This is a genomic window from Micromonospora sp. NPDC048986, assembly GCF_040649335.1.
GTDB lineage: Bacteria > Actinomycetota > Actinomycetes > Mycobacteriales > Micromonosporaceae > Micromonospora > Micromonospora alfalfae.
This window is the reverse complement of sequence record NZ_JBEZFJ010000012.1, coordinates 1-22,071: the sequence shown is the minus strand read 5'-3', so window position 1 is coordinate 22,071 and position 22,071 is coordinate 1. Positions and strand designations below refer to the sequence as shown.

The window sequence follows — 22,071 nt, the reverse complement described above, 5'->3', positions numbered from 1 at the left end:
TTCCCGCACCCTCTCCAGTGGAGCCCAGAGTGGTAGACCCCGCCCCGCAGGTCACGATCATCGTCCCGGTCTACAACGTCGTGGACTACCTGCCCGAGACACTCGAGTCGATCGCGGCGCAGACCGTCTTCGGCCAGTGCCGCGTCATCCTGGTCGACGACGGCAGCACCGACGGCTCCGACCTGCTGGCCAAGCAGTTCGCCGCCGAGCACCCGAACGTGACGGCCCTGCAACAGCCCAACAGCGGGCCGGGGGCGGCTCGCAACCTGGCGCTCGACCTGGCCGACACGCCGTACGTGGCGTTCGTCGACTCCGACGACCTGCTGCCACCACGGGCCATCGAGGTGCTACTCAAGGCGATCGTGACCCACAAGGCGAGCATCGCCGTCGGCGACATGGACACCTTCCCGAAGCCGACCGCGTTCCTGTGGAAGAAGCCGTTCGGCAAGGGCGACCGGCTGCTGGAGTCCGTCGTCGACGCACCGGATCTGATCTTCGACGCCGGCCCGTGCCACAAGCTGTACGACCTCGCCCAACTGCGCCGGCACGGCCTGCGCTTCCGCGAGGGGGTCCACTTCGAGGACGCGTTCCTGGCTATCCCGATGCTGCTCAAGGCAGAGCGCATCGCCCTGGTCGACAGCGTGGTCTACCAGTACCGCAAGCGCGCGGTCAGCAGCTCCATCATGGACAACCTCTTCATCCGGGAGCAGAACTTCTGGGACCACCTGGAGCTGTGTGAGACCCTGGCCGACCTGCGGCCCGATCTGGACGTGTTCCGCCGCGAGGTGCTCGAACGGTGGCTCGTCCGCAGTTACCAGGGCTTCGCCATGCGGGCGCACACCCTCTTCGAGGACACCGACCTGTGGAAGATCTTCGAGAAGTGCACCCGGATCTACCAGGACATCGACCCCGCCTTCATCGCCAACTGGACGATCGACACCCGGCACCGCGTCCCGTACCTGGCCTTCAAGTTGTACGACTTCGAGTTGTTCGCCCGTCCCTGGCAGCGGTTGCGGGGAGTCGTCGCCTGCGGCGGGGACCTGCACCTCGACTACCCGGTGACACCGGCGCTGCTCCCGCTCACCAAGGTGACAGCGGTCGGGGTACGGCTTGAGCAGACGCGACTCACGTCCTCGGGGGAGACGCTGAAGGTCTCCGGACACCTGGTGGTCAACGGTCTGCCGATGCGTGCGCCGCTGAGCACCCCCATGGGGCTGCGGGTGCGGGGCAGCAGCCTCACGGTGCCGGTCACCGCCGACCGGCGGGCCGACCTCAAGGCCGGGGACGACGACCGGGAGTGGTCGGGCTTCTCAGCGGAGCTGCCGATCGGCAAGCTGCGCAGTGGCCAGCACGCGCTGCGGCTGGTGTTCCTGACTGCGACCGGTCAGGCTTCCCGGCAGTGCCTGATCTCGGCGGCCTACCTGCGCGACGCCACACTGAAGCTGGCCGGCAACACCCGGGTCCTGCCCACGTTCAGTGGACGGGAGAACGCGGAGCTGCTGGTCCAGCGGAAGGCCGGGGTGGCCGGGCAGCGCCGGTGGCGACGTCTGATGCTACGCAAGGACCTGCGGCACGCTGCCTCCCGTGGCCCGTTCTGGAAACAGCGGCTGCTGCGCACGCTCACCGCCCCACTGATGAGCCGGCGTGACGTGTGGCTGGTCGGCGAGCGCACCGACACCGCGCAGGACAACTCCTCGCACCTGTTCCGGCACCTGCGGCAGGTGGAGCGTCGGCGCAACGTCTACTACCTGCTGGCCAAGGAGAGCCCGGACCGGCACCGGTTGCAGGGATTGGGCAACGTCGTCACCCACGGGTCGTTCCGGCACAAGTTCCTGATGCTGCACGCCACGAAGCTGATCAACTCGTACGACATCGACTCCTACATGCTGCCGGCGAGTTGGGAGCGGTCTCCCTTCCTCAAGCACCTGAACTGGCGGATCGCCCCCACCCGGGTGTTCCTCGACCACGGGGTGATCGAGAAGGACGTCAGCGCCGGTGTGCACCGTGGCCGGGCCTCCTTCGACCTCTTCGTGACCTCGGCCGACCGTGAGGCCGAGTACGTGGCGAAGGACCTCGACTACGGCGACATGGTGGCGAACACGGGCCTACCCCGCTTCGACGCGCTCACCCCGGACCGGGGCGGCCGTCGCATCCTGTTCATGCCGACCTGGCGTACCTACCTCGTCAGCCCGTCGTACAACAAGGCGGCCCGACCCCGCGTGGCCTTCGAGGGCTCGGCGTACCAGGTATTCCTCGCCGAGTTGTTCGGTGACGAGCGGTTGCGGCAGGCGCTGCGGCAGTACGGGTACACCCTCGAACTCCTGCCGCACTACGAGATGCGCTCGTTGCTGGCGGGGCTCGTGCCGACCGACGACTGCTTCGCGATGGCAGACCAGACCAGCCGGACGGTGCAGGACGCGCTGCGCCAGTGCGACCTGTTCATCACCGACTACTCCTCCACTGCCTGCGACGTCGCCTACCTCGGCACCCCGCTGATCTACGCGCAGTTCGACGCCGAGGAATTCTGGACCATCGGCGGCTACAAGAAGGGGTACTTCGAGCACCGGGAGGACGGGTTCGGCCCGGTCTGCGAGACCGCCTCGGAGACGGTGGACGCGATCATCCGGTACCTGGAGAACGGGTGTGTTCGCGAGGAGGAGTACACCCGCCGGGCGACGGACTTCTTCGTCACCCAGGACCACAACAACTCCCAGCGGGTGGCCGCCGCCATCGCGGCGCTGCCGGGGCCGCAGCGGTGAGCGGCCCGAAGCCCCCGCCGGGGGAGTCACCCCGGGCGCTGGCCGAACCCACCGGGTTCGTGGAGGTGTACCGCCGGGTGCTCAGCCCGCAGACCCGACGTGCCATCGCGACGAAGGTGAGCCCTCGGGCCCGGCACCAGCTGAAGCAGTGGGTCGCCCGGGCCGCGCGGGACGGTCACCTCTCCGAGCGCCGGGGCGAGCGGCTGGCCCGCCGTCAGCCGGAGTTGCTGGCCGGCGCGGACCGGGTGGTCGTCACCGCCGACCGGGGCCCCAGGGTGGCCCGGATCGGGGCGACAGTCACCCCGCTGACGGCGCGGCTGGACAACCTCACCACTGTGACGGCGGCGCTCGACGAGGCCGGCGTACCCCACTTCCGGGTACGCGGCGAAACCCACCGCTCGTCGGTGGTCGCCGTCGACGCCGAGCACCGCGCGCGGGCGTACGCCGCGCTCGCCGCCGCCTGTGGTCGGGTCCCCGGCTACGTCTGCGTGCCGGACGCCACGGCACAGCCGGCGGCCGGCTTCGAACCGAAGACCTGGGACCGGCTGGCCGACGCCCCGGTGTTGCGGCTGACCTGGTACTGGACCGACCCCCAGCGCCGGCTGGTGCTGGGGCAGGCGTACGGGTGCGACGTCGAGTTCTGGATCCGAGACGGCGACACACTCGTCGCGCCGCGACCCAACGCCGTCGCCGAACACGTGACGGTGGCGGCGCCGCTGGTCCTCGTACCGGAGTCGCGGTTCACCGGCCTGGCGCCGGCCGCCGCCCCCGCGACCGCCCGGACCCGTGCGGAGTTCGCCGCGCCGCGACCCGACGACGTGCCGTTCCCGGTCGACGTGGTCTACACCTGGGTCGACGGCACCGACCCGGCCTGGCTGCGCCGACGGGCCGAGGTGGCCGGTGTGCCGTACCACGCCGAGGCGGCGAGCGCGGCCCGCTTCCTCAGCCGCGACGAGTTGCGTTACTCGCTCCGGTCGCTGCACATGTTCGCGCCCTGGGTGCGCCACATCTACGTGGTGACCGACGACCAGGTGCCCACCTGGCTGGACCCGTCCGCCACCGGGCTGCGGGTGGTCAGCCACCGGGAGATCTTCACCGACCCGAGCGTGCTGCCGACGTACAACTCGCACGCCATCGAGAGTCAGCTGCACCACATCGACGGGCTCTCCGAGCACTTCCTGTACTTCAACGACGACGTCTTCCTCGGCACCGAGGTGCTGCCCCAGGACTTCTTCCTGGCCAACGGCATCTCCCGGTTCTTTCCCTCACCGGCCCTGGTGCCGCCGGGCCCACCCACCGCCGGGGACATCCCGTCGTCGGCGGCCGGAAAGAACAACCGGGCGTTGATCGCGGAGCGGTTCGGCACCGTGCTGACCCAGAAGATGAAGCACATGCCGCACGCGCTGCGGCGAAGCGTGCTCCAGGAGATTGAGCAGACGTTCCCGCAGCAGTACCGGCGAACCGCGGCGAGTCAGTTCCGCAGCATGGACGACCTGTCGGTCGCCTCGTCGCTGCACCACTACTACGCGTTCCACACCGGTCGCGCGGCACCGGGGAACCTGCGTTACACCATCGCCGAGCTGTCCCACCCGGACACACCGGCCCGGTTGGCGCACCTGCTCGCCCGCCGGGATCGGCAGGTGTTCTGCCTGAACGACGCGTTCTCCGTCGAGGAGGACCTCGACGCGCAGCTGGCGCTGCTCATCCCGTTCCTGGAGACGTACTTCCCGGTGCCGAGCCCGTGGGAACGGGCCTGAACCCACCCCGGACACGACGGTGGCCGGCCGCGCCCTCCCCGGCGACGACCGACCACCGTGCCCTCGTGGGCGACCAGGCTCAGTACGAGTAGCCCGCGCCGCCGGCGTCGTTCGAGCCGCTGTCCGCCGGCGGTGCGACCGCCTTGGGCGTGCCCTTGGGCAGGCAGCTCAGGTTCTTCTTGCCGTCCGGCTGGACCACGAACCAGGTGCCACCGACAGCCTGGCCCTTCCACTGGCCGGGCTTCTTGTCACCGATGTAGCGGTAGACCGGCCAGCCGCCGACGGTGAGCTGCCGGGTGCCGTCCTGCCGGGTCACGCTGCCGACCTTGTCGTCCGAGACGCCGGTGAGCTCCGGGTTGCCGTCGGTCAGTGCCGGGGGCCACACCTCGGCGCACTTGTCGACGCAGTTCGACGAGGGCGGGTCGGCGGTGTCCTTGTCGAAGCGGTACAGGATCCAGCCATCCTGGTCGGTGACCACCTTGCCCATCCGGGCGACACTCTTACCGACCAACTTCTCGGTCAGGTCGACGTCCGCGGGCGGGGCGTCGGCGGCGGGCGCCTCCGCGGAAGCCGAGGCCTCAGGTTCAACCGTCGCGGTGGGCTCGGCCGCGGCGACGGCGACCGGCTCGGCCGCGCTCGAGTTCGCCCCGTCGTAACCCGCGGGAGCGCAGGCCGTTAGTGCGACCATCGCGCTCGCGACGATGACGGTCCGCTTCATCTGTGCCACGTGCCCTCCTCATTCTTGACAGTTCACCCATAGGTACGGCGGGCAGGCTGTCAAGGTTGAAGTAGTAACAGTGGTCAATTTCACGTAAACCGATTGAACCGTTTCCCGCCGCCATGCGTACGCCCCCGCGAGGGACCCTTCGCGCAACGACAGATCGGCGCCGGTCATTGTGACAATGACCGGCGCCGATGCGGTAGGCGCGCTTACATGGGTACGGTGACCAGCGGACTCGCCACACCGTTGGCATCCACCGACTGCACCTGGAGCTGCTTGATGTCAGGAGGCAGAGCCGACGTCGTGGCGCTCAGTTCGAGACCCTGCGGCCGGGTGTTGGTGCCATACCCGCCCTCCGGCACCGACCAGGTGGAGATGACCTCGGTGGTGGCGTTCTTGCGTACCACCACCAGTCGGCAGATGCGGGGGCCGGGCAGCTTCCGCAGGCTGAAATTGATCCGGGTGCCGTAGTCCTTGGTCACCAGGAACATTGTGGTCTGCACACCGGTGGTCGGGTCGGTCGCCTCGACCTGATCGCCCTCCACCTCGGTGCCGCCCACACCCGGGCCGCTCGGCGCGGCCGTCGGCACGCTCGTCGTCGGGTCGTTCGGCGCGCTCGGCGTCGACTCGGCGAGCACCCCCGGCGGTTGCTCGTTGCCGGTCACGCTGACGAAGCCGTAACCGGTCAGACCGCCGAAGACCACGATCGCGGCGGCCGTAGCGAGCATGTGACGAAACCGGGTACGCCGCCGGTCGGCCCGGACCGCGCCGAGCGTCCGGTCCAGCAGAGCCGGGTCGGTCGCCGTCTGCTCCAGCGCCATCATCGTCTCGCCGTCGATGTCGGAGAGCAGCCCGACCACCGGCACCATCGTCTCCAACTCGGCCGCGCACGCCCAGCAGGTGGCGAGATGCTCCTCGAACCGCTCAGTGTCCTGCTCGTCGAGCACACCGAGCGCGTACGCCGCGACGTCCATATGGTCCGGCCGGCTCATTCTGTCACCCCCCGCTCCTGCAGAGCCGTGCGCAGCGCGCGCAGCGCGTAGTAGACCCTCGACTTGGCGGTGCCGAGCGGCAGACCCAACTCCTCGGCGGCCTCCGGCACCGTCCGCCCCCGGAAGTACGTCGAGATCAGGATCTCCCGGTGCGACTGACTGAGCGTACGCAGCGCGTCCGCCACAGTCATGGTCCGCAGCACCCGGTCGGTGCTGTCCGCCTCGGCGAACGCGGTGAGGTCCCGGTCGTACGTCTCCGGCGGCCGGGCCTCCTGGCTGCGGTGCTCGTCGATGGCGATGCGGCGGGCCACGGTGACCAACCACGGCCGAAGCGAACCCTGCCCCTGGGTGCCCAGGCGGTGCGCGTTGCGCCAGGCCCGCAGCAGCGTCTCCTGGACGATGTCCTCCGCGCGCTGCCGGTCCCCCCCGGTGAGGCGCATGACGAACATCAGCAACGGGCCGGCATGCTCGGCATAGAGCTGACGGATCAACTGGTCGGAGTGGCTGGCCTCGGTTGTCGTCGCCTGATGGCGTCCGGGCGCCGGTCGCGGCGTCACCGGACCATTCTGGCGAGGCGTCGCCCGCGCGTCGACCCCCCGGGCAGACGAGGTTGACCGTGACGAGGGTCGCGCCGACAACCAGTCAGCGCGTACCGCGTCGCCATGCCAACCGGCCGCCACCGCGTGCATGCAGACCTCCGGGATGTCCGTGACCAACGCCGGCCCACGAGGTGGGCCGCCCGGTGGTACGCAGCGCCGGCCCCAGCGGATCAACAAACGACGGAAAAACTTCCCCGCCGATATGGAGTGGACGGTCAGCGGCGCACCGAGAACAGCCCCGGCGGAGGCGGATCGGAGCCGGTCGCGTCGGCGTCGCGCACCACCTGCGCGCCACCGACGAAGCGGTCCAGGTCGTCGCCGGCCACCACCCGACCGGGGAACCAGTCACCGGCGGCGCGTCTGGTCAGCTCCGGCACCGGCGGTGCGGACCGCCCGGCGACCAGCACCAGGTTGCCGTACCGGCGCCCCCGCAGCACCGCCGCGTCCCCGACCAGACAGGCCTGCGGCAGCACCGAACGGACCGTGGCGACCTGCCCACGGGCGTGCCGCAGCGGCGGACCGTCGGCCAGGTTCGCCAGGTACCAACCGGCCGGGCGCAGCACCCGGGCCACCTCGGCCGCGTACTCCACTGACGTGAGGTGGGCCGGTGTGCGCGCACCGGCGAACACGTCGGCGACCACCACGTCGTAGCTGGCCTCGCGGGTGGACGCCAGCACCGCGCGGGCGTCCTCCACCCGGACCCGCAACCGGGCGTCGGACGGCCACGGCACCGCCCGACGGACCAGCTCCACCAGCGCGCCGTCCACCTCGGACACCCGCTGGGTCGACCCGGGTCGGGTGGCGGAGACGTACCGGGGCAGGGTCAGCGCGCCGCCACCCAGATGCAGCACCCGCAGCGGCGCACCGGCCGGTGCGATCAGATCCACCGCCGCAGCCAACCGCCGCACGTACTCGAACTCCAGGTGGGTGGGGTCGGTCAGGTCGACGTGCGACTGCGGCGCGCCGTCGAGCAGCAGCGTCCACGAGCCGGCCCGGTCCGGATCCGGCACCAACTCCGCCAGCCCGGTGTCCACCTGCTCGACCACCCGGTCACCAGCCCGTTTACGCCCCACCGGAACCAGTCTCCGCACTCATCGGGCGGCGCGGGCCGCGGCGGTCAACGCGCGGTGCAGCAGCCGGGAATCGCCGAGCAGGGCCCGCAGTCGGCGCTCCAGACCGGCGATCGGGATCAGGTTCTGCGGGGCCCGCGGATCCTTGTACGGGGTGGACGCGAAGCGCGGCAGGGTCGCCAGCGACAGGTCGGCCAGCTCGATCGCCGCCTCGACGGGCAGGTCGGCGGAGCACTCCACCCGGACGATGCCCGCCCACGGCGCGCCGATCGCCACCGGCAGCCGCAAATACCACGACCAACCGCCCCAGGCGGTGCCGAGCCGGAACACCGGGGAGCGCTCACCCGACGCCATGCCCGTCACCACAGCGGTCAGCCGGGCATCCAGGTACTGACTGTGCTGCGTCTTGATGTAGCCCAGGGTGCGCGGCAACTGCCGGCGACTACGCAGCGGGCCGTCCACCACCAACAGGTCACCGTCGACCCGGGCGGCGTCGGACACCGCCACCTCCAACGCGGTCAGCGGGCCCTGCACGGCCGCCGGCAGCTTCGCCAGCTCACCGGTGCCACCCACCCGGTGCACCGGGTAACGGATCGCACCCGCCACCACGTCCTGCGCCGAGGGGCTCGCGGTGAACAGGCCCCGACCAACCCGGGTGCCCGCCAACTGCGCCGCACCCCGACCCAGGTCACACCGGACCACCCCGGCCGCGTACGAGGCGGCCAACCCGGGGAACGACACGCCGTCGGTCTCCGCCGTCCAGATGCTCGCGTCGATGCGGCGAACCCCGTCGACGAGCAACACCACGTCGGGCGCCCGCACCCCGGGGCGTACCCCGATCGCCCGCCAGTCCACGGCGGGCAGCTCCACGTCCGCGTCGACCTGCGCGCTGCTCGGCGCGGCCGGCCCGGCGGCGGACGCCTCGAACGACGCCCCGTACGCCGGATCCCACGAATCGACGAAGAACGCGGCGTCACTCACCGGCCCGTCCGCTCCACGCGCGCGGACCGGGCATCCTTGCGCACCTCGAAGCGGACCGGGATCCGCTCGGCCAACGCCGGCACGTGGGTGACCACCCCGACCATCCGATCACCCCGGGCCGCCAGGTTCTCCAGGGTCGCCGCCACCGTGTCCAGGGTGGCGGCGTCGAGCGTGCCGAAACCCTCGTCCAGGACGATCGACTCCAGGCTGGCCGCAGTGGTGGACATCCCGGCCAACTGCTCGGAGAGCGCCAGCGCCAGCGCCAGCGACGCCTGGAACGTCTCACCCCCGGAGAGGGTGCGCACGCCGCGACGCAGCCCCGCGTCGTGGTGGTCCACCACCACGAACTCACCCTTGTCGTGCACCAGCTCGTACTGCCCGGAGGACAGCTCGCGCAGGATCCCCGACGCGCCGTCGACCAGCAGGTCCAACGCCTCGGCCAGCAACCACCGCTCGAAGTTGTTGGCCCGCAGGTGCCCGGCGAGCGCGCGCGCCACCTGCGCCTCCCGCTCGTGCCCCGCCCGCTGTTCGCGCAACGTCCCGGCCTGCTCGCGACGCTCGTGCAGCCGCCGCCGGTCGGCATCGGCCCGCTCCACCGCCACCGTCGCCGCGTGCACCGGGTCGTCCCCGACCGGCACGTCGGCGGCGGCGAAGATGCCAGCGATGGCCCGCTGCACCCCGTCGGCCACCGACTCGGCCTCCGCCACGGCGGCGGCCCGACCGGCCCGCTCGGCGCGGCGGCGGTCCGCCTCGGTGGTCGCCCACTCGGTCAGCGTCGCCCACGCGGCAGCCACGTCGTCCCGATCGGTCGCCGGTGGGCCGAACCGGGCCAACCCGTCACGGGCGGTGTCAAAGGCCCGCCACGCCGAGCGCAGTCGCTCCTCGGCGGCGTCCACAGCGGCCCGGGCCTGCCGAGCGGTCTCGCGACCGGCCCGAACCGCGGTCGCCGCCTCCTCCAGCGCGCGCCGCAACCGGGCGTGCTCGGCCAACTCCCGGCGCAGCACGCCCGGCTCAGCCGCGCCGGAGAGCTGCGCGTCCAACTCGGCCAGCCGGGCCTCCGTCTGCTCCTGCCGGGCTCGCGCCTGCACCAGCAGCCGCTCCAGCTCCCGCGCCGCCGTGTCCCGCTCCTGCACCGTCGCCTGCGCGGCCTTGGTAGCGGCCCGCGCGGCCTTGCCCGCCGCCGTCGCGGCGGCCACCGCCGAATCGGCCGGCACCGCCGGCACCTCGGCCACCGGCTGCTCGCACACCGGGCACGCCGCGCCGGCATGCAGGTGGACCCGCAGGCTCACCGCCAGGTCGGTGGCCTTCGCCTCCTCGTGCGCGCGGAAGGCCGCCTCCAGCTCGGCGTCGGCCCGCTCGGCGACCACCCGTGCGGCGGCCAGCGCCGCTACCGAGGCGGCGTGCTCGTCATTCGCCGCGCGCACCGTCGCCCGGACCGTGTCCGCCTGGCCGGACAGCCGATCCCGATCGTCGTACGCCCGCAGTTGCAGTCGCAGCGCGCTCTCGTCACCGGCGGCGGCCAGCTCGCCGCGCAGCTTGTCCTCCCGCTCCTCGGCCAGCGACACCCCGGTCGCCGCCGCCTCGGCGTCGGCCCGTGCCGCGGCGACAGCGCGAGCGACAGCGGCCACCCCGGCCGGTGCGCGCACCCCGGTCAGCACCGTCAACTCGTCGTCCAGCGCGGTCAGCGCCGCCGCGGCCTCCCGTGCGGTGACCCGGGCCGCCGCCAGCTCCGGCACCGCCTCGGCCACCGCGGCCGCCAGCTCGGCCATCCGCTGCACCCGGGCGTCGGCCTCGGCCAACGCCTCGTCGTCCACGCCGGTCAACCCGGCGAGCACCTGGTCGACCGCCTCCAGCCGGGCCTCCGCCTGCGCGGCGCGCGCCGTCGCCTTCTTCTGCACGTCCTCGTAGACGCCCAGGCCCAGCAGGTTGACCAGGATCTGTTGCCGGGTCGCCGGCTTGGCGTGCAGGAAGTCGGCGAACTGCCCCTGCGGCAGCACCACACAGCTGGTGAACTGCTCGTACGGCAGCCCGACCGCCTCCAGCACCGCCTGCTCCATCTCGGCGGGGGTGCCGGCCACCACCTCGCCGAGGTCGTCCGGACTCAACCCGGTGTCGAGTTTGGTCACGTCGAAGCCGGCCGGCATCAGCTGCAACCCGGCGTTGGCGGTCTTCACGTTGCCCCGGCCGTCCCGGCGGACCACCCGGGTCGCCACGTACCGGGCGCCGCCGGACTCGAAGACCAGGCGGACCCGTGCCTCGGTCGCCGACGGCGCGAGCGCGTTCGCCAACCCTCGGGCACCACCCCAGCGGGGCACCATGCCGTAGAGGGCGAAGCAGATCGCGTCCAGCACTGTCGACTTGCCCGAACCGGTCGGGCCGATCAGCGCGAAGAAGTCGGCGTCGGTGAAGTCGACTGTGGTCTCGTCCCGGAAGACAGTGAACCCGGCCATGTCCAACCGCATCGGACGCATCAGTGCTCGACCTCCTCGAATAGCTCGTCGAAGAGCTCCCGGACACCCTCGTCGGCGTGGCCCCGGCTGTCCAGGTAGTCGGCGAACAACTCCCGGGGCGAACGCCCCGACCGCTGGGCGATGTGCGCGCCGCTGCCCGGCGCGGCCAACAGCTCCGGGTCGATCCGGATCTCCAGGGCCCGGGGGAGCAGCTCCTGGACCTCCTCGCGCAGGCCGGCGCGGGGCTGCTCCCGCACGTACACCCGCAGCCACGCGTCCGGCGCCTCGATCTCGGCGAGCTGGGCCAGGGTGCCCCGCACCGTCCGCAGCGCGCTCGCCGCCGTCACCGGCACCTCCCGCACCCGGGCGGCGGTGCTGGCCGTCACCTCGACAATCGTCACCGAGGGGATGTTCTCCTGCTCACCGAAGTCCACAGCGAGCGGACTGCCGCTGTACCGCACCGGGCAGGGGCCCGCGACCCGCTGCGCCCGGTGCAGGTGACCCAGCGCCACGTAGTGCGCGGTGGCCGGAAAGACGGTGGCCGGCACGGCGTAGCCCAACACGGTGTGCGCGTCGCGCTCGCCACCACCGGTGGCCGCACCGGTCACCGTCAGATGCGCGGTGACCAGGTGCACCCGGTCCGGTTCGGTGAAACCCTCGGTCAGTCGCCCCAGCACCCGGCCCAGGTGGTCGGCGTACGTCTGATTGGTCTCCGCGGCGGTCAGCTCGTACATCTCCAACGCGCGCACCGCGTACCGCTGGGACAGGAACGGCAACGCGGCCAGCCGCCACCGCTCGCCACCTGCTGTGGTGCCGTCGATGACGTGCTCGTCCGGGTTTTCCCGCACCCCGCCGCGCAGCGTGATGCCGGCGGCGTCGGCCCAGGGGCGCAGCGCGTCCAGCGCCGGGCCGTTGTCGTGGTTGCCGCCGATCGCCACCACGTCCGCGCCGGTCCGCCGCAACGCCGTCAACGCCCTGGTGACCAGGCGGGTCGCCTCCGAGCTGGGCGCCGCGGTGTCGTAGAGGTCACCGGCGACGATCACCAGATCCGGCTGTTCGGCACGGGCGATCTCGATCACCCCGGCCAGCACGGCCTTGTGCTCGTCGGCCCGGGACTGCCCCTTGAGCACCTTTCCCACGTGCCAGTCGGAGGTGTGCAGGATCTTCATGGCTGTGCCGGCCCCTAGCTAGAACGGGATGTCGTCGTCGGTGCCGCCGCCGGAGCCCACCACGGCGAACGGGTCGGCGGACTGGGTGATCGAGCGCAGCGTCTCCGATGGTGCCCGGCCCGCCTCGGAGACCCGGGTGGCCCAGGCCGGGAACGGGAACTCCAGGCAGAGCGGCACCGGGATGTCCGGCTGGTTGACGAACATGGTCCCCGGCTTGGCCAGCAACGCCCGCTGGCGCTGCGCGGGCGGCAGGAAGCCGTACTCCGGGCGGGACGCCTCCGCCGGGTCGAGCCGGCCGACCACCCGGATCGCCGAGTTGGTGACGATCCGCCGCTCCACCTCACTCGCCGTCTGCTGCGCGCCGATCAGGATCACCCCGAGCGAGCGGCCCCGCTCGGCGATGTCCAGCAGGACCTCCTTGATCGGCGACGAGCCCTCCCGGGGGGCGTACTTGTTGAGCTCGTCGAGGACGACGAAGAGCAGCGGCTTGGCGGTGCCGGACTTCTCCTTGCGCTCGAACTCGCTCTTGAGCGTCACACCGACCACGAACCGCTGCGCGCGGTCGGGAAGGTTGTGCAGGTCGACCACAGTGACCTGGGCCGACTCGCTCGTGTTGATCGAGTGGGGGCGGCGGGTGGCGAGGTCGCCGCGGATCAGCCGGGCCAGGTCCTTCTTACTGCCGATCAACCGCCGGGCGAACGCGTTGACGGTGCCCAGCCCGACCGCGCTACCGGCCCAGTCGGAGCGGGTCTCGTCGTCGTTGAGCTGATCGACGATGTGGTCGACCAGATCGCCGTAGGAACCGAGCCGGACCCCGTCGATGCTCACCCCGCCGTCGGCGGGCTGGGCGTAGCGGGCCAGGTGCGCGGCCACCGAGTGGACCACCATCGTGTACTGCTGGCGCTCGTCGTCGGCGTCGGCGAAGACGTACGGCAGCAGGCGGTCGGAGCAGAACTCGCTCAGCGTCCAGTAGAACGCATCCACCCCCGTGAGCCGGCTGCTCACATCCGGCGTGCCGGCCGCGTCACCGACCCGGGGCGGGGCGTACACCCGCACGTCGGGGAACGCGCCGGCGCTCAACCCGAGCTTCGCGTACGCCGCGCGGGTCGGCTCGTCGAGGCGGGTGTTGGGATGGTCGAGGAAGAGCAGGTCCTCACCCTTGACGTTGAAGATCAGCGCCTTGGCGTTCACCGCGTCGCCACCCAGCACGCCGGAGCGGAAGACCGAGTAGAGCAGGAAGGTGGCGAAACTGGTCTTGGTGGCGACCCCGGAGATGCCGGAGATGGAGACGTGCGCGCCCCGGCTGCCGTCGAGGAAGTCGGCGTTGAGGTAGACCGGGACCCCGTCGCGACCCATGCCCATCGGGATGCGCCGCTCCATCCGGTCGAAGTGCAGCGCGCGGGCCCGGGCGTCCCCCTCGGCCCGGTGCACCACGGCGCCCGGGGTCGGCGGCACGTACAGCTCCGGATCGACCCGGGTGGTGGTGACCTCGGCCGCCTCCTGCACCTGCGCGGGCAGCGTGCCGTCGGCGATGGCGAACACGTCGGACTCGAACTGGGCGCCCTCGTGCCGAGCGCGGACCTGGGTGACCACCCCGGCGATCGTCACCGGCTCCCGGTCCGGCAGCTCCCGCCGGGTGACCACCACGTCGTCGAGCTGGAGGTAGCTGCCGGGCGCGACCGCCGTCCAGAACTGCAACGGGGTGGCGTCGGCGGTGCCCAGCACCCGCCCGACGACTTCGCCCGGGCTGTCGAGCTCGGCGTCGGTCATCGGGCGGCTCGGGTCGCTCGGGCATCACTGTCGGCGCGCATGCAGTGCATCCTGCCCGAGGAGTACGACAGGTCGCCACGCGACGCGGCGGACGACACCATGCGCCGTCACACTCGCGACGGTGGGTGGGCGACTGGGCGACGGCGGGTTACCGGCGGGCGTGGCGGAGCAGGAGGACGCCGTCCTCGGCGGCGAGCACGTGGCGCAACGGCAGGTGCCGGGGCGGCGCGGTGTCGCCGGCGGTGATCCGGCCGGGGCCGGGCCCGGCCAGCAGCGGCGAGACGGTGAGGCACAGCTCGTCCACCAGGTCGGCGGCGGTCAACGCGCCGAACAGGTGCGGGCCGCCCTCACAGAGCAGTTGGGTCAGCCCGCGTCCGTGCAGCTCGGCCAGGCCGGCGGCCAGGTCGACCCGCCCGGTGCCGCAGCGCAGCACGTCGGCGACGTCGGTGAGCCCGGGCGGTGGGTCGGTGTCGGCGTGGGTGAGCACGATCGGGCGGGTCGGCGCGTCGGCGAAGGCGGCCTGCGCCGGGTCCAGGTCGAGGGAGCCGGAGACGACCACCAGCGTCGGGTACTCGGCGAGCCCGTTGGCCCGACGCCAGGCGCGGCGGGTCTCGTTCAGGCGGACCGCCCGGTACCCCTCGTGGCGGAACGTGCCGGCGGCCACCACCAGGGCGTCGCAGGTCATCCGCAGCAGGCCGAACACCCGTTTGTCAGGCTCGCCGGAGAGCCCCGCGGAGTAGCCGTCCACGCTGACCGCGCCGTCCAGGCTGGTCACGAAGTTCACCCGCAGCCGGGGTTGGTCGGCGCGACAGTAGAGGGCGGTCAGTTCGGTGTCGTCGAGGGGCTGCGTCGACGGCTCGGGCCAGAGCCGTCGGATCGGAATTCCGACGGTCATTCGCCGGCCGGACCGGTGACCGGAGGGGTGGGTTCGGCGGTACGGTGCTGGCAGTCGCACCAGTTCCGGCCCGGGCAGTCGTCGTGTCGCCGGGCCCGGCACGCTCGGCAGATCATGCTCGCAGCCTAAGCCGCGGGAGGACAGGACAGCATGTCGCGTCAGATCTTCCAGCTGAAGATGTCCCTCGGCGGGACCCGGCCGCCGGTGTGGCGCCGTGTGCTCGTGCCGGCCGGCTACACGCTGGACCGGCTGCACCGGGTGGTGCAGCACGCGATGGGTTGGCGGGACTGCCACCTGCACTCGTTCGAGATCGACGCCGTGCAGTACGGCGAGCCGGACCCGGACGGGGAGCTGGCGTCGCACGACGAGCTGGACGTGCGGCTCGACGCGGTGCTCGGCAAGGGCAGCCGGTTCTCCTACACGTACGACTTCGGTGACTGGTGGGAGCACGACCTGGTCGTGGAGGACGCGTTGACCGCCGACCCCGACGAGCGGTACCCGGTCTGCCTGGCCGGCGAGCGGGCCTGCCCGCCGGAGGGTGTCGGCGGGCCGTTGGGCTACCAGGCGCTCCTGGAGGCCCTGGACGATCGGAGTCGCACCGCCGACCTCGTCGGCTCCCGCCACGCGGTGCTGCGCGACTGGGCGGGTCCCGCCTTCGACCCGTCCGGCTTCGACCCGGACCGGGCGACCACCCTCCTGCGCCGCTTCTGCTGAACCCCTCCACTTCTGCTGCGGTGCGCTCCGGCTGGTACCGCTGGGGTGGCTGTGGCGGGAGTGATCAGCGGTAACGATCTGGGAACGCTCCCATCGCCCTATTGACACTCCCGTTACCCGCCGGCAATCTCATGGGAGCGCTCCCGGAGGTGGCATGGGTCACTCACGCATCCCCGGCCTGGCGCGATGAGACACCCCCCACCACACACATCAGCCTCACCACCGGAAAGAGGGGTCAGCGCATGAGTGTCACCACGCGGCGTACCCGCCTGGCGGTCGCTGCCCTGGCTGCGGTCACCGCAATCAGCGGTCTCGCGGCCTGCGGCAAGGACGACGACAAGCCGGCGGCCGGCGAGAAGCCGGCCAAGCTGGTCGTCGACACGTTCGGCGAGATGGGCTACGACGAGCTCGTCAAGCAGTACGAGAAGGACACCGGCATCAAGGTCGAGCTGCGCAAGACCGCGCAGCTCGGTGAGTACCGGCCGAAGCTGGTCCGCTACCTGGCCACCGGCAAGGGCGCGGCGGACGTCACCGCGCTGGAAGAGGGCATCCTCAACGAGTTCAAGCCCAACGCGCGCAACTGGGCCGACCTCAGCCCGCTGGTCGCCGACCACTCGAAGGAATACCTGCCCTGGAAGTGGGAGCTGGGCAAGGCGCCGGACGGTCGGCTGATCGGCCTGCCGACCGACGTCGGCAGCCTCGCCGTCTGCTACCGCAAGGACCTGTTCCAGGCTGCCGGTCTGCCCGCCGAGCGCGACCAGGTGTCGGCGCTCTGGCCGGACTGGAAGGGCTTCCACGACGCCGGCCTGAAGTACAAGCAGGGCAGCGGCGGCAAGGCGTTCATCGACTCGATCACCGCCGTCTCCAACGGCGTGCTCTTCCAGGGCAACGGTGACCTGTTCTACGACAAGGAAGACAACGTCATCGCGGACACCAGCCCCGCGGTGAAGAACGCCTGGGACACCGCCACCTCGATGGCGGACATCTCCGCCAAGGCGTCCACCTGGTCGCCGGAGTGGTCGGGTGGCTTCAAGCAGGGCACCTTCGCGGCCACCTTCTGCCCGTCCTGGATGCTCGGCATCGTGTCGGACAACTCCGGTCCGGCCAACAAGGGCAAGTGGGACGTCGCGTCCGTGCCGGGTGGCGGCGGTAACTGGGGCGGCTCGTGGCTCGCCGTTCCGGCGCAGAGCAAGTACCCGAAGGAGGCGGCGAAGCTCGCCGAGTACCTGACCAACGCCAAGAGCCAGGTGGAGGCCTTCAAGCTCAAGGGCCCGCTGCCCACCAACCTGGAGGCGCTGAAGAACGAGGCGTTCCTCAGCTACACCAACGAGTACTTCAGCAACGCGCCGACCGGCAAGATCTTCGGGGAGAGCGTCGCCAAGATCCAGCCGATCCACCTGGGTCCGAAGCACCAGGCGGTGAAGGAGAACGCGCTCGAGCCGGCCCTGCGGGCGTTCGAGAACGGGCAGGCCGACAAGGCCAAGGCCTGGGAGCAGTTCACGAAGGACGCAAAGACTCAGGGTGCCTTCTGAGTGATTCCCTGCCGGTGGCGTTCGGGGCTTCCCGGACGCCACCGGCCGGTCCCCTCCGCGTAGCGCCCTGCGCGAGGGCCCCCGGGCCTCGCCGGAAAAGGAAATTCGCATGAGCCTGTCGGCCACGACGGCACGGCCGTCGCCAGCAGCACCGCCTTCTCCCGACGTCTCTGGCCGACGTCGACGGGGAAGGTTACTCAACCGCCTCGATGTCAAGTACTCGCCGTACCTCTACATCGCCCCGTTCTTCCTGCTCTTCGGTGTATTCGGGCTGTACCCGATGCTGCGCACCGCCTGGATGTCGCTGCACGACTGGGACATGATCGGTGAGCACACGTTCATCGGCTTCGACAACTACACCCGGCTGGTGTCCGACGAGTACTTCTGGAACGCGCTGGTCAACACCTTCGGCATCTTCGCCCTGTCGACCATCCCCCAGTTGTTGCTCGCCCTCTTCCTGGCGAACCTGCTCAACCGGTCCTTACTGCGCGCCAAGACGTTCTTCCGGATGGCCATCTTCATGCCGAACGTGGTGTCGGTGGCCGCTGTCGCGATCGTCTTCGGAATGTTGTTCCAGCGGGAGTTCGGCCTGTTCAACTGGCTGCTCAGCTTCGTCGGTGTCGACCCTGTCGACTGGGACGGGCACCGCTGGAGTTCCTGGACGGCCATCTCCTCCATGGTCAACTGGCGGTGGACCGGGTACAACACCCTGATCCTGCTCGCCGGCATGCAGGCGATCCCGAAGGACCTCTACGAGGCTGCGGAGATCGACGGCGCCGGTCCGTGGCGACAGTTCTGGCAGATCACCCTGCCCATGCTCAAGCCCACCTTCATCTTCGTGGTCATCCTGTCCACGATCGGCGGCATGCAGCTCTTCACCGAGCCCCTGCTCTTCGGCAACGGCAACATCATCGGCGGCAACCAGCGGGAGTTCCAGACGCTGGCCATGTACATGTACGAGATGGGCATCGTGAACCTGAACACCGCCGGCTACGGAGCCGCGGTCGCCTGGGCGATCTTCATGATCATCATCGTGGTGTCGCTGTTCAACTTCCTACTCGTCCGCCGCTCGGCGAAGTGAGGAGAGATCGATGATCTCGGCTTCCCAGCGCCTGTGGCGCACCAGCCCGTTGACCTACCTGGCGCTCGTCCTGGCGGCGCTGCTGTCGATCTACCCGTTCTACTACATGCTGGTGATCGGCACCCGCAGCCTGGACAACATCAACGACGTGCCGCCGCCGCTGACCCCCGGTGGCGCGTTCGGTGACAACTTCGGGCGGGTGCTCGACAACGACGCCGCCAACTTCCTCACCGGCATGATGAACTCGATCATCGTCTCCTCGGTGGTCACCGTCTCGGTGGTGCTCACCGGTTCGCTGGCCGGGTTCGCCTTCGCCAAGTTGAAGTTCCGCGGCAGCAACGCCCTGCTGCTGGCGATCATCGTCACCATGATGATCCCGACCCAGATGGGGCTCATCCCGCTCTGGGGCATGATGCAGGACCTGGGGTGGTACGACACCCTCTACGCGGTAACCGTGCCGTTCCTCGTCACCGCCTTCGGCGTGTTCATGATGCGGCAGTACGCCAGCCAGGCGATCTCCGACGAGCTGATCGAGGCCGGCCGCGTCGACGGCGCGAGCACGTTCCGGATCTACTGGAGCATCGTGCTGCCCGCGCTGCGCCCGGCCGCCGGCGTCCTCGGTCTGCTGACCTTCATGGAGACCTGGAACTCGTTCCTCTGGCCGTACGCCATCCTCACCCCGGAGAACCCGACCCTGCAGGTCTCGCTCTCCTTCCTCTCGTACGCCTACTACACCGACTACTCCCAGGTGTTCGCCGCCACGGCGATCGGCACCATCCCCCTGGTAATCGTCTTTCTCGTGTTTGGCCGCCAGATCATCGGCGGGATCATGGAAGGTGCCGTCAAGTCGTGAGCAACCCCGCCAGCCCACCCGCCGTCGACGTCCTCGACGAGCGTCCCGGGCTGACCTTTCCACCCGGATTCCTCTGGGGGGCCGCGACGGCGGCGTACCAGATCGAGGGAGCGGCGGCCGTGGACGGCCGTGCCCCGTCGATCTGGGACACCTTCAGCCACACCGAGGGCCGGGTCGTCGCCGGGCACACCGGGGACGTGGCGTGCGACCACTACCACCGCCTCGGCGACGACGTCGCGCTGATGGCCGAGCTGGGCCTGAAGTCGTACCGTTTCTCGGTCTCCTGGTCCCGGGTGCAGCCCACCGGCACCGGTGCGGCCAACCCGGCCGGCCTGGACTTCTACCGGCGACTGGTGGACGAGCTGTTGGCCAACGGCATCGAGCCGTGGCTCACCCTCTACCACTGGGACCTGCCGCAGCCGTTGGAAGACGCCGGCGGCTGGCCGGCGCGGGACACCGCGGCCCGCTTCGCCGACTACACCACACTGATGGCCGACGCGCTCGGTGACCGGGTGCGCTACTGGACCACGCTGAACGAGCCGTGGTGCTCAGCGTTCCTCGGCTACGGCTCCGGCGTGCACGCCCCCGGCCGCACCAACGGAGCGGACGCGGTGCGTGCCGGACACCACCTGATGCTCGGTCACGGCCTGGCCGTGCAGGCAATGCGGGCCGCCCGGCCGGCCGCCGAGGTGGGCGTGACAGTCAACCTCTACCCGGTCGACCCGGCCAGTGACAGTCCCGCCGACGCCGACGCCGCCCGGCGTATCGACGGCTTGGCCAACCGGTTCTTCCTGGATCCGCTGTTGCGCGGGTCGTACCCGGAGGACCTGGTGGCCGACCTCAGCACTGTGACCGACTTCGAGCACGTGCGCGACGGCGACCTGGCGACCATCTCCACACCACTGGACCTGGTCGGGGTCAACTACTACAGCAGGCACGTGGTCGCCGCGCCGGTGGAGGGCGAGGCGGCCGACCCGGCCCCCTCGTGCTGGCCGGGCAGCGAGGACGTCCGGTTCGTCACCCGTGGCGTTCCGGTCACCGACATGGGCTGGGAGATCGACGCCCCGGGTCTCACCGAGACGCTGCGCCGGGTGCACGGTTACACCGACCTGCCCCTGTACGTCACCGAAAACGGCTCCGCGTTCGTCGACTCGGTGGTCGACGGGCAGGTCGACGACGTCGATCGGCTGGCCTACTTCGACGCCCACCTGCGCGCCGCCCACGAGGCGATCGACGCCGGAGTGCCTCTGCGGGGATACTTTGCCTGGTCGCTGATGGATAATTTCGAATGGGCCTGGGGTTACACCAAGCGGTTCGGCATGATCCACGTCGACTACGACAGCCAGGTCCGCACCCCCAAGTCCAGCGCCAAGTGGTACGCCTCGGTGATCCGGCGCAACGGTCTGGCCGCACAATAGGCTCGGGCCAGCCATCAGGACGGCCCCGGCGTCCACCTCTCGCAGGTGGCGCCGGGTCCGCCCGCCGTCGGAGGAGCAGACGATGACAACGCAGCGCACCCGGTCGCTCGGGCGCCCGACCCTCGATGCGGTCGCGGCGCGTGCCGGCGTCGGTCGGGGCACGGTATCCCGCGTGGTCAACGGCTCGCCCCAGGTCAGCCCGGAGGCCCGGGCCGCGGTCCAACAGGCCATCGCAGAGCTGGGGTACGTGCCGAACCGGGCCGCCCGTGCGCTCGTCACCCAGCGGACCGACTCCGTCGCGCTGGTGGTGTCCGAATCCGGCGAGCGGGTCTTCACCGAGCCGTTCTTCGCCGCGATCGTGCGGGGGATCAGCTCCGGGCTGTTGGAGACGCCGATGCAGCTCTGGCTGGCCATGGCCCAGTCGCCGGTGGAGCGGGAGCGGGTCGAGCACCACCTCACCAACCAGCACGTCGACGGCGTGCTGCTGTTGTCGTTGCACGACTCCGACCCGTTGCCGACGCTGCTGGAGGAGCGCGGCCTGCCCGCCGTGCTCGGCGGTCGGCCCGCCCGGATGCTGCAACCCGGCGCCCAACCGGCCTGGTTTGTCGACGTGGACAACGTTGGCGGGGCCCGGCAGGCGGTGGAGTACCTGGCGCGCCAGGGGCGGCGACGCATCGCCACCATCGCCGGCACGCAGGACATGGGCGTCGGCCTGGCCCGGTTGACCGGCTACACCGAGGCGGTCAAGGCCACCGGGGCCGGCGTCAACCCCGACCTGATCGCGTACGGCGACTTCAGTGAGGGCAGCGGCGCGGCCGCCATGCGTCGCCTGCTGGACGCCTGCCCGGACCTGGACGCGGTCTTCGTCGCCTCCGACCTCATGGCGTTCGGTGCGCTGCGTACCCTGCGCGAGGCCGGTCGCCGCGTGCCGCAGGACGTCGCGGTGATCGGCTTCGACGACGCGACGATCGCCCTACGGGCGGAGCCGCCGTTGACCACTGTCTTCCAGCCGGTGGAGGAGATGGGCCGGCAGATGGCACGCCTGCTGGTGGCCCGGATCCGTGGCGAGGAGCTACCCGCCTCGCACATCCTGCTGGACACCCAGCTGGTCCACCGAGCCTCCGCCTGACCCACACCCACCGCGCTCCGGCGCGCGTCCGCGTCACCCCGCGTCCGCTCGCGCTCGCGCAAGCTCGCGCCCGCTCGCGCCCGCGTCACCCCGCGTCCGCGCCCGCGTCACCCCGCGTCCGCGCCCGCGTCACCCCGCGCCCCGACCGCATCGAGGGTCGGGCGCCCGAGCGACCGGGTGC

17 protein-coding genes are annotated in these 22,071 nt (G+C 71.1%); 8 read left to right on the top strand and 9 right to left on the bottom strand.

From position 1 onward, the window contains the following. Positions 1-29: 29 nt before the first annotated feature. Together AB0B94_RS23300 and AB0B94_RS23295 are read left to right on the top strand one after the other, a co-directional pair. Positions 30-2,759 carry a CDP-glycerol glycerophosphotransferase family protein gene (locus AB0B94_RS23300; protein ID WP_357283858.1) on the top strand — a complete coding sequence of 910 codons (2,730 nt, stop codon included), beginning with the start codon at positions 30-32 and terminating at the stop codon, positions 2,757-2,759. Continuing rightward, positions 2,756-4,516: a stealth family protein gene (locus AB0B94_RS23295; protein WP_357283855.1), complete on the top strand. Its 1,761-nt coding sequence runs from the start codon at positions 2,756-2,758 to the stop codon at positions 4,514-4,516. The genes AB0B94_RS23300 and AB0B94_RS23295 overlap by 4 nt, the downstream gene beginning before the upstream one ends. A 79-nt stretch (positions 4,517-4,595) precedes the next feature. Here AB0B94_RS23295 and AB0B94_RS23290 read toward each other — a convergent pair whose 3' ends face one another. The 9 genes from AB0B94_RS23290 to AB0B94_RS23250 form a co-directional block, all read right to left on the bottom strand. Next, positions 4,596-5,243, bottom strand: coding sequence for a hypothetical protein (locus AB0B94_RS23290; protein ID WP_357283852.1), 648 nt, complete (start codon positions 5,241-5,243; stop codon positions 4,596-4,598). Between the two features lie 203 nt (positions 5,244-5,446). Then, positions 5,447-6,229 carry a zf-HC2 domain-containing protein gene (locus AB0B94_RS23285; RefSeq protein WP_238671900.1) on the bottom strand — a complete coding sequence of 261 codons (783 nt, stop codon included), beginning with the start codon at positions 6,227-6,229 and terminating at the stop codon, positions 5,447-5,449. Then, on the bottom strand, positions 6,226-6,918 hold the full coding sequence (locus AB0B94_RS23280; protein ID WP_091400696.1) for a sigma-70 family RNA polymerase sigma factor: 693 nt from the start codon (positions 6,916-6,918) through the stop codon (positions 6,226-6,228). The genes AB0B94_RS23285 and AB0B94_RS23280 overlap by 4 nt, the downstream gene beginning before the upstream one ends. A 125-nt stretch (positions 6,919-7,043) precedes the next feature. Next, positions 7,044-7,901: a fused MFS/spermidine synthase gene (locus AB0B94_RS23275; RefSeq protein WP_357283844.1), complete on the bottom strand. Its 858-nt coding sequence runs from the start codon at positions 7,899-7,901 to the stop codon at positions 7,044-7,046. 18 nt (positions 7,902-7,919) lie between these two features. After that, positions 7,920-8,879 carry a hypothetical protein gene (locus AB0B94_RS23270; protein ID WP_238671902.1) on the bottom strand — a complete coding sequence of 320 codons (960 nt, stop codon included), beginning with the start codon at positions 8,877-8,879 and terminating at the stop codon, positions 7,920-7,922. Continuing rightward, positions 8,876-11,350, bottom strand: a complete 2,475-nt coding sequence (locus AB0B94_RS23265; RefSeq protein WP_357283840.1) for an SMC family ATPase — start codon at positions 11,348-11,350, stop codon at positions 8,876-8,878. Before AB0B94_RS23265 ends, AB0B94_RS23270 begins: the two co-directional genes overlap by 4 nt. Next, positions 11,350-12,498, bottom strand: coding sequence for an exonuclease SbcCD subunit D (locus tag AB0B94_RS23260; protein ID WP_357283835.1), 1,149 nt, complete (start codon positions 12,496-12,498; stop codon positions 11,350-11,352). The genes AB0B94_RS23265 and AB0B94_RS23260 overlap by 1 nt, the downstream gene beginning before the upstream one ends. An 18-nt stretch (positions 12,499-12,516) precedes the next feature. After that, on the bottom strand, positions 12,517-14,268 hold the full coding sequence (locus tag AB0B94_RS23255) for an ATP-binding protein (RefSeq protein WP_357283832.1): 1,752 nt from the start codon (positions 14,266-14,268) through the stop codon (positions 12,517-12,519). Positions 14,269-14,416: 148 nt separating this feature from the next. Then, a complete protein-coding gene (locus AB0B94_RS23250; RefSeq protein WP_357283827.1) occupies positions 14,417-15,163 on the bottom strand; it encodes a pyrimidine reductase family protein in 747 nt (248 codons plus the stop codon). A gap of 150 nt (positions 15,164-15,313) precedes the next feature. Here AB0B94_RS23250 and AB0B94_RS23245 point away from each other — a divergent pair, with 150 nt between their 5' ends. The 6 genes from AB0B94_RS23245 (at position 15,314) to AB0B94_RS23220 (ending at position 21,890) form a co-directional block, all read left to right on the top strand. Further along, positions 15,314-15,877, top strand: coding sequence for a plasmid pRiA4b ORF-3 family protein (locus AB0B94_RS23245; RefSeq protein ID WP_357283824.1), 564 nt, complete (start codon positions 15,314-15,316; stop codon positions 15,875-15,877). Positions 15,878-16,119: 242 nt separating this feature from the next. Beyond that, positions 16,120-17,409, top strand: a complete 1,290-nt coding sequence (locus AB0B94_RS23240) for an extracellular solute-binding protein (RefSeq protein ID WP_357283822.1) — start codon at positions 16,120-16,122, stop codon at positions 17,407-17,409. 109 nt (positions 17,410-17,518) lie between these two features. After that, on the top strand, positions 17,519-18,490 hold the full coding sequence (locus AB0B94_RS23235) for a sugar ABC transporter permease (RefSeq protein WP_357283819.1): 972 nt from the start codon (positions 17,519-17,521) through the stop codon (positions 18,488-18,490). Positions 18,491-18,500: 10 nt separating this feature from the next. Continuing rightward, positions 18,501-19,343 (top strand): carbohydrate ABC transporter permease, encoded by an 843-nt coding sequence (locus tag AB0B94_RS23230; protein WP_124853396.1) that lies wholly within the window; start codon positions 18,501-18,503, stop codon positions 19,341-19,343. Beyond that, positions 19,340-20,761 (top strand): GH1 family beta-glucosidase, encoded by a 1,422-nt coding sequence (locus tag AB0B94_RS23225; RefSeq protein ID WP_357283814.1) that lies wholly within the window; start codon positions 19,340-19,342, stop codon positions 20,759-20,761. Before AB0B94_RS23230 ends, AB0B94_RS23225 begins: the two co-directional genes overlap by 4 nt. Positions 20,762-20,843: 82 nt before the next feature. After that, entirely contained in the window at positions 20,844-21,890 is a 1,047-nt protein-coding gene (locus AB0B94_RS23220; RefSeq protein WP_238671913.1) for a LacI family DNA-binding transcriptional regulator, read from the top strand. The last annotated feature ends 181 nt before the right edge of the window (positions 21,891-22,071 follow it).

What these genes read in the sequence shown, in the direction of transcription:
- AB0B94_RS23285 (WP_238671900.1), bottom strand. Translation starts at nt 6,229, where the DNA reads ATGAGCCGGCCGGACCATATGGACGTCGCGGCGTACGCGCTCGGTGTG.
- AB0B94_RS23280 (WP_091400696.1), bottom strand. Translation starts at nt 6,918, where the DNA reads ATGCACGCGGTGGCGGCCGGTTGGCATGGCGACGCGGTACGCGCTGAC.
- AB0B94_RS23265 (WP_357283840.1), bottom strand. Translation starts at nt 11,350, where the DNA reads ATGCGTCCGATGCGGTTGGACATGGCCGGGTTCACTGTCTTCCGGGAC.
- AB0B94_RS23260 (WP_357283835.1), bottom strand. Translation starts at nt 12,498, where the DNA reads ATGAAGATCCTGCACACCTCCGACTGGCACGTGGGAAAGGTGCTCAAG.
- AB0B94_RS23255 (WP_357283832.1), bottom strand. Translation starts at nt 14,268, where the DNA reads ATGACCGACGCCGAGCTCGACAGCCCGGGCGAAGTCGTCGGGCGGGTG.
- AB0B94_RS23250 (WP_357283827.1), bottom strand. Translation starts at nt 15,163, where the DNA reads ATGACCGTCGGAATTCCGATCCGACGGCTCTGGCCCGAGCCGTCGACG.
- AB0B94_RS23245 (WP_357283824.1), top strand. Translation starts at nt 15,314, where the DNA reads ATGTCGCGTCAGATCTTCCAGCTGAAGATGTCCCTCGGCGGGACCCGG.
- AB0B94_RS23240 (WP_357283822.1), top strand. Translation starts at nt 16,120, where the DNA reads ATGAGTGTCACCACGCGGCGTACCCGCCTGGCGGTCGCTGCCCTGGCT.
- AB0B94_RS23235 (WP_357283819.1), top strand. Translation starts at nt 17,519, where the DNA reads ATGAGCCTGTCGGCCACGACGGCACGGCCGTCGCCAGCAGCACCGCCT.
- AB0B94_RS23230 (WP_124853396.1), top strand. Translation starts at nt 18,501, where the DNA reads ATGATCTCGGCTTCCCAGCGCCTGTGGCGCACCAGCCCGTTGACCTAC.
- AB0B94_RS23220 (WP_238671913.1), top strand. Translation starts at nt 20,844, where the DNA reads ATGACAACGCAGCGCACCCGGTCGCTCGGGCGCCCGACCCTCGATGCG.